This is a genomic window from Clostridium sp. ATCC BAA-442 (assembly GCF_964239415.1).
Taxonomy (GTDB): Bacteria; Bacillota; Clostridia; order Oscillospirales; family Oscillospiraceae; genus Flavonifractor; species Flavonifractor plautii.
The window spans coordinates 1,921-9,965 of sequence record NZ_CAXSQB010000067.1; the positions used below are offsets into that span (position 1 = coordinate 1,921).

At 65.2% G+C, this 8,045-nt stretch carries 8 protein-coding genes (1 of these 8 running past the window's edge); 1 reads left to right on the forward strand and 7 read right to left on the reverse strand.

The annotated features are described in order from the left end of the window. Positions 1-26 precede the first annotated feature (26 nt). From ACESY8_RS17990 to mltG, 6 genes are all read right to left on the reverse strand, one after another. Positions 27-206, reverse strand: coding sequence for a DUF4250 domain-containing protein (locus ACESY8_RS17990; protein WP_007495767.1), 180 nt, complete (start codon positions 204-206; stop codon positions 27-29). Positions 207-567: 361 nt separating this feature from the next. Beyond that, positions 568-3,237, reverse strand: a complete 2,670-nt coding sequence (alaS, locus tag ACESY8_RS17995) for an alanine--tRNA ligase (RefSeq protein ID WP_021630699.1) — start codon at positions 3,235-3,237, stop codon at positions 568-570. A gap of 260 nt (positions 3,238-3,497) precedes the next feature. Next, positions 3,498-3,998 carry a hypothetical protein gene (locus ACESY8_RS18000; protein ID WP_009257560.1) on the reverse strand — a complete coding sequence of 167 codons (501 nt, stop codon included), beginning with the start codon at positions 3,996-3,998 and terminating at the stop codon, positions 3,498-3,500. Between the two features lie 202 nt (positions 3,999-4,200). Beyond that, positions 4,201-5,331, reverse strand: coding sequence for an acyltransferase (locus tag ACESY8_RS18005; RefSeq protein ID WP_148342605.1), 1,131 nt, complete (start codon positions 5,329-5,331; stop codon positions 4,201-4,203). Continuing rightward, a complete protein-coding gene (locus ACESY8_RS18010) occupies positions 5,328-6,545 on the reverse strand; it encodes a peptidase U32 family protein (RefSeq protein WP_498794910.1) in 1,218 nt (405 codons plus the stop codon). The genes ACESY8_RS18005 and ACESY8_RS18010 overlap by 4 nt, the downstream gene beginning before the upstream one ends. Further along, a complete protein-coding gene (gene mltG, locus ACESY8_RS18015) occupies positions 6,538-7,722 on the reverse strand; it encodes an endolytic transglycosylase MltG (RefSeq protein WP_009257564.1) in 1,185 nt (394 codons plus the stop codon). Before mltG ends, ACESY8_RS18010 begins: the two co-directional genes overlap by 8 nt. 99 nt (positions 7,723-7,821) lie before the next feature. Between mltG and ACESY8_RS18020 the strand changes: the two genes are divergently transcribed. Continuing rightward, the gene (locus ACESY8_RS18020) at positions 7,822-7,992 is read left to right on the forward strand and encodes a hypothetical protein (RefSeq protein WP_007495781.1); all 171 of its coding nucleotides are present in this window, start codon (positions 7,822-7,824) and stop codon (positions 7,990-7,992) included. 5 nt (positions 7,993-7,997) lie between these two features. Here ACESY8_RS18020 and ACESY8_RS18025 read toward each other — a convergent pair whose 3' ends face one another. Beyond that, positions 7,998-8,045: the 3' portion of a 5-formyltetrahydrofolate cyclo-ligase gene (locus tag ACESY8_RS18025; protein WP_498794911.1), read on the reverse strand. 606 nt of this gene lie beyond the right edge of the window; only the last 48 of its 654 coding nucleotides appear in the window; the start codon falls outside the window, past its right edge — the gene reads right to left on this strand; its stop codon occupies positions 7,998-8,000.

Below are 8,045 nucleotides of genomic sequence, written 5' to 3' on the forward strand. Positions count from 1 at the left end.
TGCTTCCGCGCCCCCCGTTCGTGCGCTCAACAGGAGACAAATTGATTCCGCTCCGGGCTGTACCGGCAGTCGATGGCGGCCAGCCGCCGGCTGACCTCGCCCACGTCGATCTGGAGGTCGTCGCACAGAGCGTCCAGTGTGGGGTAAAAGTCCCGCAGCTTGGTATTGAGGTAACTGAGCAGAATCATAGGGTCCTGGGGAAGCATAGGTGTAACTCTCCTTTGGGTAAAAATGTGTTCGTTTGATTCTATGCGGCAAATGCGATAAGTGCCTCTGCTGCACACGTTTATCTGTGGGGCGGCAAGCATCTGCGCCATGCCGTAGGGACGGGTGCCCACACCCGCCCGTCGGCGGCTTACAGCCCCAGCTTCTCGGCGACCAGGTCGTCTACCTTGGCCAGCGCGTCACGCCCCACACGACCATGTCGTGCGGGGGACCCCGCATTATAATCTGCTCAGGGCGAATAAATCGCCCTGGCATCAAGATTTTGCCTGCGGCAAAACGCTTGAGACGCCGCAGCTGCGGCGGAGCTGGACGACGCGCCTTCTACCGAAGCGGGTGCTTTTGTTACAGCCCCAGCTTCTCGGCGACCAGGTCGTCTACTTTAGCCAGCGCGTCGTCTAGCTTGAGCAGATCATTTCCTCCGCCCATGGCGCTGTCCGGCTTGCCGCCGCCCTTGCCGCCGCAGATGGCGGTGACATTCTTGATAATGTCACCAGCCTTGACACCCTTGGACACAGCCTCCTTGCCGCAGACAGCCAGGAAGGTGATCTTGCCGTCGTTGACAGCGGACAGGACGGCCACCACATTGGGCTGCTTGTCCCGCAGCATGTCGCCCATCTGGCGCAGCTTGGCCGCGTCGGCGTTGGGCAGGGTGGCGGTGAGCACCTTCAGCTCGCCCAGATCGTGGCCGCCCATGAGAAAACGCTCGGTCTCGCCAGCGGCCTCCCTGGCCTGGAACTTCTCGACGGTGTGCCGCATCTCCCGCAGCTCGGCCATATTCTGCTCGGCCTTCTCGCGCAGCTCGGCGGGCTTTGCCTTGAGGACGGCGGCGGTCTCAAAGAGAAGGGACTGGGCCCGGTTCATGGTCTCTAGGGACTTAAGGCCGGTGGTGGCCTCGATGCGCCGGACGCCGGAGGCCACGGAGAACTCGCTGTCGATGTGGAATACGCCCACCTTGGCGGTGTTGTCCAGGTGGGTGCCGCCGCAGAACTCCACCGAGAAGCCCTGGCCCATGTCCACCACCCGGACGGTGTCGCCGTACTTCTCGCCGAACAGGGCGATGGCGCCACGCTGCTTGGCCTCCTCGATGGGGAGCACCTCGGTGCTCACCTCGTAGCCCTCCAGCACCGCCTCGTTGACCAGGGCGGACACCTGGGAGAGCTCCTCGGCGGTGAGGGCGGCGAAGTGGGTGAAGTCGAAGCGCAGCTTGTCGGGCTCCACCAGGGAGCCGGCCTGGTGCACGTGGTCGCCCAGCACCTTGCGGAGCACGGTGTCCAGCAGATGGGTGGCGGAGTGGGCCCGCATGACGGCTTTGCGGCGCTTGACATCAATGGAGGCAGAGACGGTGCCGCCCACCTTCAGCACGCCCTGGGTCAGCTTGCCGGTGTGCATATACTTGCCGCCCTTGTTCTTCTGCACGTCGGTGACCTGGAAGGTGACGCCGTCGGCGGAGATGACGCCGTGGTCGGCCACCTGGCCGCCCATCTCGGCGTAGAAGGGGGTCTTGTCCAGCACCACGATGGCCTCCACGCCGGGCATGAGCTCCTCGGCCTGCTCGTTCTCCACCACCAGGGCCACCACCTTGGCGTCGTCAATGGCGGTGTGGTCATAGCCCACAAACTGGGTCTCGGGCACATCCTTGCCGAACTCCACGCCGGCCCAGCCCAGATCGCCCAGGGCCTCCCGGGCCTTCCGGGCGCGCTGGCGCTGCTCGTCCATCTGATTGTGGAACTCCGCCTCGTCCAGCTTCATGCCCTGCTCCTCCACCATCTCCAGGGTCAGGTCGATGGGGAAGCCGTAGGTGTCATACAGCTTAAAGGCGTCGGCGCCGGAGAAGGTGCTCTCCCCCTTGGCCTTGTGCCCGGCGAGCATGTCGCCAAAGATCTTCAGGCCGCTGTCGATGGTCTTGGCGAAGTTCTCCTCCTCGGTGCGGATGACCTTGGTGATATAGTCCTGCCGCTCCCGCAGCTCGGGATAGTGGCCCTCGTTCTCATGGATAACGGTGTCGCACACCTCGTAGAGGAAGGGCTCGTTGACGCCCAGCAGCTTGCCGTGGCGGGCGGCCCGGCGCAGCAGACGGCGGAGCACGTAGCCCCGGCCCTCGTTGGAGGGGAGCACGCCGTCGCAGATCATGAACACGGAGGAGCGGATGTGGTCGGTGATCACCCGCAGAGACACGTCCTTGGCGGCGGTCTCGCCGTAGTGGGCGTGGGTGATCTCGGACACCTTGTTGGTGATGTTCATGACGGTGTCCACGTCAAACAGGGAGGCCACGTTCTGGCACACGCAGGCCAGCCGCTCCAGGCCCATGCCGGTGTCGATGTTCTTCTGCTTGAGCTCGGTGTAGTGGCCCTCCCCGTCGTTGTCGAACTGGGAGAACACGATGTTCCACACCTCGATATAGCGGTCGCAGTCGCAGCCCACGGTGCAGCCCGGCTTGCCGCAGCCCCACTCGGGGCCCCGGTCGTAGTAGATCTCGGAGCAGGGGCCGCAGGGGCCGGAGCCGTGCTCCCAGAAGTTGTCCTCCTTGCCGAACTTGAAGATGCGCTCGGCGGGGATGCCGATCTCCTCGTTCCAGATGCGGAAGGCCTCGTCGTCGGCGGGGGTGGTCTCGTTGCCGGCGAACACGGAGGGGTAGAGCCGGTCGGCCTCCAGGCCCACCCACTCGGGGGAGGTCAGGAACTCCCAGGCCCAGTGGATGGCGTCCCGCTTGAAGTAGTCGCCAAAGGAGAAGTTGCCCAGCATCTCAAAGTAGGTGCCGTGGCGGGCGGTGTGGCCGATGTTCTCGATATCGCCGGTGCGGATGCACTTCTGGCAGGTGGTCACCCGGTGGCGGGGCGGCTCCTGCTCCCCGGTGAACCAGGGCTTCATGGGCGCCATGCCGCTGTTGATGAGCAGCAGGGAGGCGTCGTTCTGGGGGATGAGGGAGAAGCTGGGCAGGCGCAGATGCCCCTTTGTCTCAAAGAATTTCAGGAACATCTCGCGCAGCTCGTTGAGGCCGTAGTTCTTGTGCATGGACAGACCAAACTCCTATCTGTAAAAAAATAAGCTCCGCCCCGGTTAGGGGCGGAGCAGGTTCACTCCACGGTACCACCCTAATTTGCCCCGGAAGGGGCATCTCAGTCATCCGGTAACGGGGATGGGGCGTCCCGGTCGTCCCGGGCAGCTCGGAAGTGGCGTGCAGGCCCGTGTCGCGGAGGGCTCTCACCGTCCCCTCTCGCTCGGCGCGGCGTGGCCTGCTTGGCTTCGTCATCGCGTTTCTTGTGATAGCTGAATTATTTTATCACATTTTTCGCCGTTGTCAACCGCTTTTTCGGCAGGAGCGAGCCCAAAAAGAAGAGCATGGGCGGCAGCAGGCCGGCCAGGAACATGGCCGCGAACCAGGCAGAGGACTGGAAAAAGGCGTTTACCCCGGCGTCCCTCAGGGAGCCTGAGAGCAGATCCAGGGTGAGGAGCATGAACAGGGCGGAAGGGCTGGCCAGCAGAAAGGAGAGGGCCAGAAGGGCAAAGCCCGTGAAGGCGAGGGGGAACAGCGCCTCCCGCCCCGAGAAGAGCAGCAGAAGGCCGCAGCCCCCGAAGGCCCAGCCCCAGGCGCACAGGGCGGGATAGAGCACTGCCTTGCAGCCGGTTTTCCGGTCTGGGCGGGGCCAGCCCCGCAGGCGGGAGACCACCCAGCCTGCGGGCACATAGAGGGCCATCAGCAAGAGGACATACCAGGAAAAGAGGGCGCGGCCGTGCGCGCAGTCGGGCAGGCCGGCCAGCCCCAGCCATCCCATCCAGCCCAAAAGGGAGAGGATAAAATGTCCGGCGGCGAATCCGCCGACGCGGCCGGGGACGGTTCCTCTTGGTTTCAGACAGCATCACCTCTTGCGGCCAGTATACGCCACAATAAACTGTATGTCAACATAAATTTAATGAAAAACAATAAAAATAAATTGAGAAGCAGGGCGGCCTCATGGGCCGCCTTGCTGTGCATGATTAGGACGCCGGGGTTTGTTTGGAAGGGTTCCGCCGGAACAGGGCGAACAGGTTGCACTCCCGGCAGGCAGAGGAAAAGCTCTGGCCGGTAAAGAGCCAGCACAGGGGCTTGACGGACATGAGCAGGGCCACGCCCACCAGGCAGCTGAGCAGGATGGCCAGATAGTAGCCGAGCTGGAGGGGGATGGTGTCCACCGCGGGGGTGATCCAGGCTGTCCACGCCTTCTGCCAGAACTGGATGGCCATGGGGTGTACCAGGTAGACGCCGAAGGACAGCCCGGACAGGGCGGTGAGGGCCCGCCCGCTGCTCCGGCCCTCCCCATAGGAGCGCGCCAGCAGGAACAGGGCCGCGGCCAGCACGGCGGTAAAGAGATGCAGATAGCTCTTGATGCGCTCGTCGTAGACGCCGGTGCGGCTGGTGAGCCAGAAGGTGCCGGCGGCGATGACGGCAAAGCTGGCCGCCGTCACGCCCCACAGCGCCCCCCGGCGGGGGAGCTTTTGCAGCCGGGCCAGCCGGGCGCCCAGAAGGAAGTAGCCCAGATAGCCGCCCACAAAGTCCAGATTCAGCGTCCAGTGGACGGTGAGGGCGCTCTGCCAGGGGCCGGCGGGGGCCAGATCGCAGAGGGTGTCCATGCCGATGGTGGCGATCAGCCACAGGCCCACCAGGTAGTTCCAGTGGGCCTCGCTCAGCCCGTCGGTCATCTTCTTGAGCAGCGGAGAGACCAGATAGATGGGCACCAGGGCGTACAAGAACCAGTAGGGCACCATCACCGGCGTGTTGAGCAGGGGAATGAGCTTATCCAGGGCGGCCTGGGGGCCGGAGAGCACGCCGGCCAGGGCGATGACGACACCCGACCAGGCCAGCAGAGGGATCAGCACCTTGGGCAGGCGGCGGCGAAACAGGGTGCCCAGCTCCGCCGTCCGGGGGTGGGACAGGAGCAGCGCACCGGAGAGCATGAAGAACAGGGGCACCGCCGCCGTGGCCAGGGAGGAGAGCAGGTTGGAGAAGTGCCACAGGGGGGTGCCAAGCTGGCGCAGGGCGCCTGCCGCGGTGTGGAGGTAGACCACCCCCACCATGGAGGCCACCCGCAGCAGATCGTAGTCCCAGCGGCGTCGGGACAGCGCGCTCACAGGCCCACCGCCTTCCGCCGCAGGAGGGACAGGGGCGGGGCCTGGACAGGGAGCCTCAGACGGAAGGGCATCTGGGGCTTCCGGGCCTCCAGGATGGGCAGGCCGTCCCCGTCGGTCAGGCCCTCCGCCCGGAAGGAGACGGGGCGCACGCCGGGGCCCACCAGCTCCAGCTCGTCCCCCTCGGCAAACTTGTTGCGCAGCTCACACAGGGCGGCGCCGTCGGGGGCGCAGGAGGTGACCACCCCCACCACCTGCCAGTCCCGCAGGTAGCGGGCGTGGGCGGTGTGCTGCCCCGGCTCGCCGTAGTAGAAGCCGGTGGAGTAGGGGCGGTGGCTCACCTTGTCCACCTCGGCCCGCCACACCGGATCCAGCGGCTCCCCGGCCTGGGCGGCATCAATGGCGTGGCGGTAGGCGGCGGTGACAATGGCGGCGTAGTAGGCGCTCTTGGCCCGGCCCTCGATTTTCAGGGAATCCAGTCCGGCGTCCATCAGCTCGGGCACGTGGTCGATCATGCACATGTCCCTGGAGTTGAGGATGAAGGCCCCGCCCGCGTCCTCCCCGATGGGGAAATACTCGCCGGGGCGCTTCTCCTCCACCAGGGCGTACTGGTAGCGGCAGGGCTGGGCGCAGGCGCCCCGGTTGGCGTCCCGCCCCGTCATGTAGTTGGACAGCAGGCAGCGGCCCGAGTAGCTGACGCACATGGCCCCGTGGACGAAGGCCTCCAGCTCCAGCGCCGGGGGGGCCTTGGCCCGGATCTCCCGGATCTCGTCCAGGGACAGCTCCCGGGCCAGGATCACCCGGCTGGCCCCCAGCTCATACCAGGCGGCCGCCGCCTGGTAGTTGGAGACGCTGGCCTGGGTGGAGATGTGGGCCTTCACGCCGGGGGCGTGCTTTTTCAGCAGGGAGAGCACCCCCACGTCGGCCAGGATGGCGGCGTCCACCCCTGCCGCCTGGAGGAACTCCAGCCACTCCGGCAGGCGGGCCGCCTCGTCGTTGCGGGGCATGGTGTTGCAGGTGACGTGGACGGCCACTCCCCGGCTGTGGCACAGCTCTACGGCCTGCTTCAGCTCCTCGGGGGTGAAGTTGCCCGCGAAGGAGCGCATACCGAAATCGGGGCCCGCCAGATAGACGGCGGCGGCCCCGTAGGCCAGGGACATGCGCAGGCGCTCCATGTCCCCGGCAGGGGAGAGCAGTTCGATTGTTTTCTCAGCCATTTTGATACCGCTCCTGTGAGGCGATAAAGTTCTGCTGTTCCCGGTAGGTGGCGAAGAAGTGGTGCTTTCCGTCGTCCCCCAGGGCATAGAAGTAGTACCTGGTGGAGTCGGGGTACACCGCGGCCTTCAGCGCATCTACACCGGGGCTGGCGATAGCCGTGGGGGTGAGGCCCTTGTGGGTCCGGGTGTTGTAGGGGGTGTCGGCGTTGAGGTCCACCTCGGTGCCGCCGGTGGCGTAGAGGATGGTGGCGTCGATGTTCAGATAGCCCGCCGTCTCGCTGGTGGGGTTGTCCAGGCGGTTGTAGATGACCGAGGCAATCTTGGCCTGGTCGGAGCCGTCGGTCTCCTTCTCGATCATGGAGGCCACGGTCACCACGTCCTGGATGGTGCGGCCGTCGTTCTGTACCTCCTGGCGCATCTCGTCGGTGAAGATCTCGTCAAAGCGGAGGATCATCTTGTTGAGCACGCTCACCGGTTCCTCGCCCATATAGAACTCGTAGGTGTCGGGGAACAGGTAGCCCTCCAGCCGCTTGGGATCGCCCAGGGGCACCACGCCCTTGAGGAAGGAGAACTTGAAGTCGTAATTGGCAGCGGCCTCCTCCAACTGCTCCACCGTGGACACCCCCTTTTCCTCCAGCAGAGCAAAGATCTGGGCCTCTGTCATGCCTTCGGGTATGGTGACGGTGGTGGTCATGCGGTTGGCGGAGGAGGAGCCCATGCTGGAGATGAGGGCCCGGTAGTCCATGTCGGTGTTCAGCTCATAGGTGCCCGGGGTGATCTTGGCCCCCTCCTCTCCGGCCTTGCCGGAGGTGTGTGTCAGGGAACAGAAGAGCTTGAACACCATCTTGTACTCGATGAGGCCCTGTTCCTCCAGCTTGTCGGCCACCTGGCCCACCGTGTCCCCCTCGTCGATCTCCACCACGGCGGTAAGGGCGGGCTTGTTGAGGGCCAGCACATCGTTGGCCCAGATCCAGCCCACGCCGGCCAGGAGGGCGGAGATGCCAAGCACAAAAATGACATAGAGCAGCACACCCCAGCCACCGAGACGCTTTTTCCGGCGGCGGGGGGCGGAGCGGCGTTCTCCCTCCGGGTGGGAGGGGGCGACCCGCCTGCCGCCGTGGCCGCTCCTCGACTGGGCCGGCCGGCGGCCCTCATTCCGGTATTCTTCCTGAGACATAGGTTCAACTCCTAACGAAAAAACAGATGACCCGCCGGGAACCACTTTGCCGCCCCCCACATAGTATGAGCCAGATAAAACAAGTGAGGTGAATCAAGAATGTGCTGTGGTAACAATGGTTGGGGCGGCGGCAACGGCTGCGGCTGCCTGTGGATCATCCTGATTATCATCATCCTTTGCTGCTGCTGCGGCGGAAGCTGGGGCGGCAGTGGCTGCGGCTGCAACTGTGGCTGCAACAACAACTGCGGGTGCAACGACGGCTGCTGCTGAGCCGTTTACGTACCGTCCGGCGGGGGGGGGGGGGGGGGGGGGGGGGGGGGGGG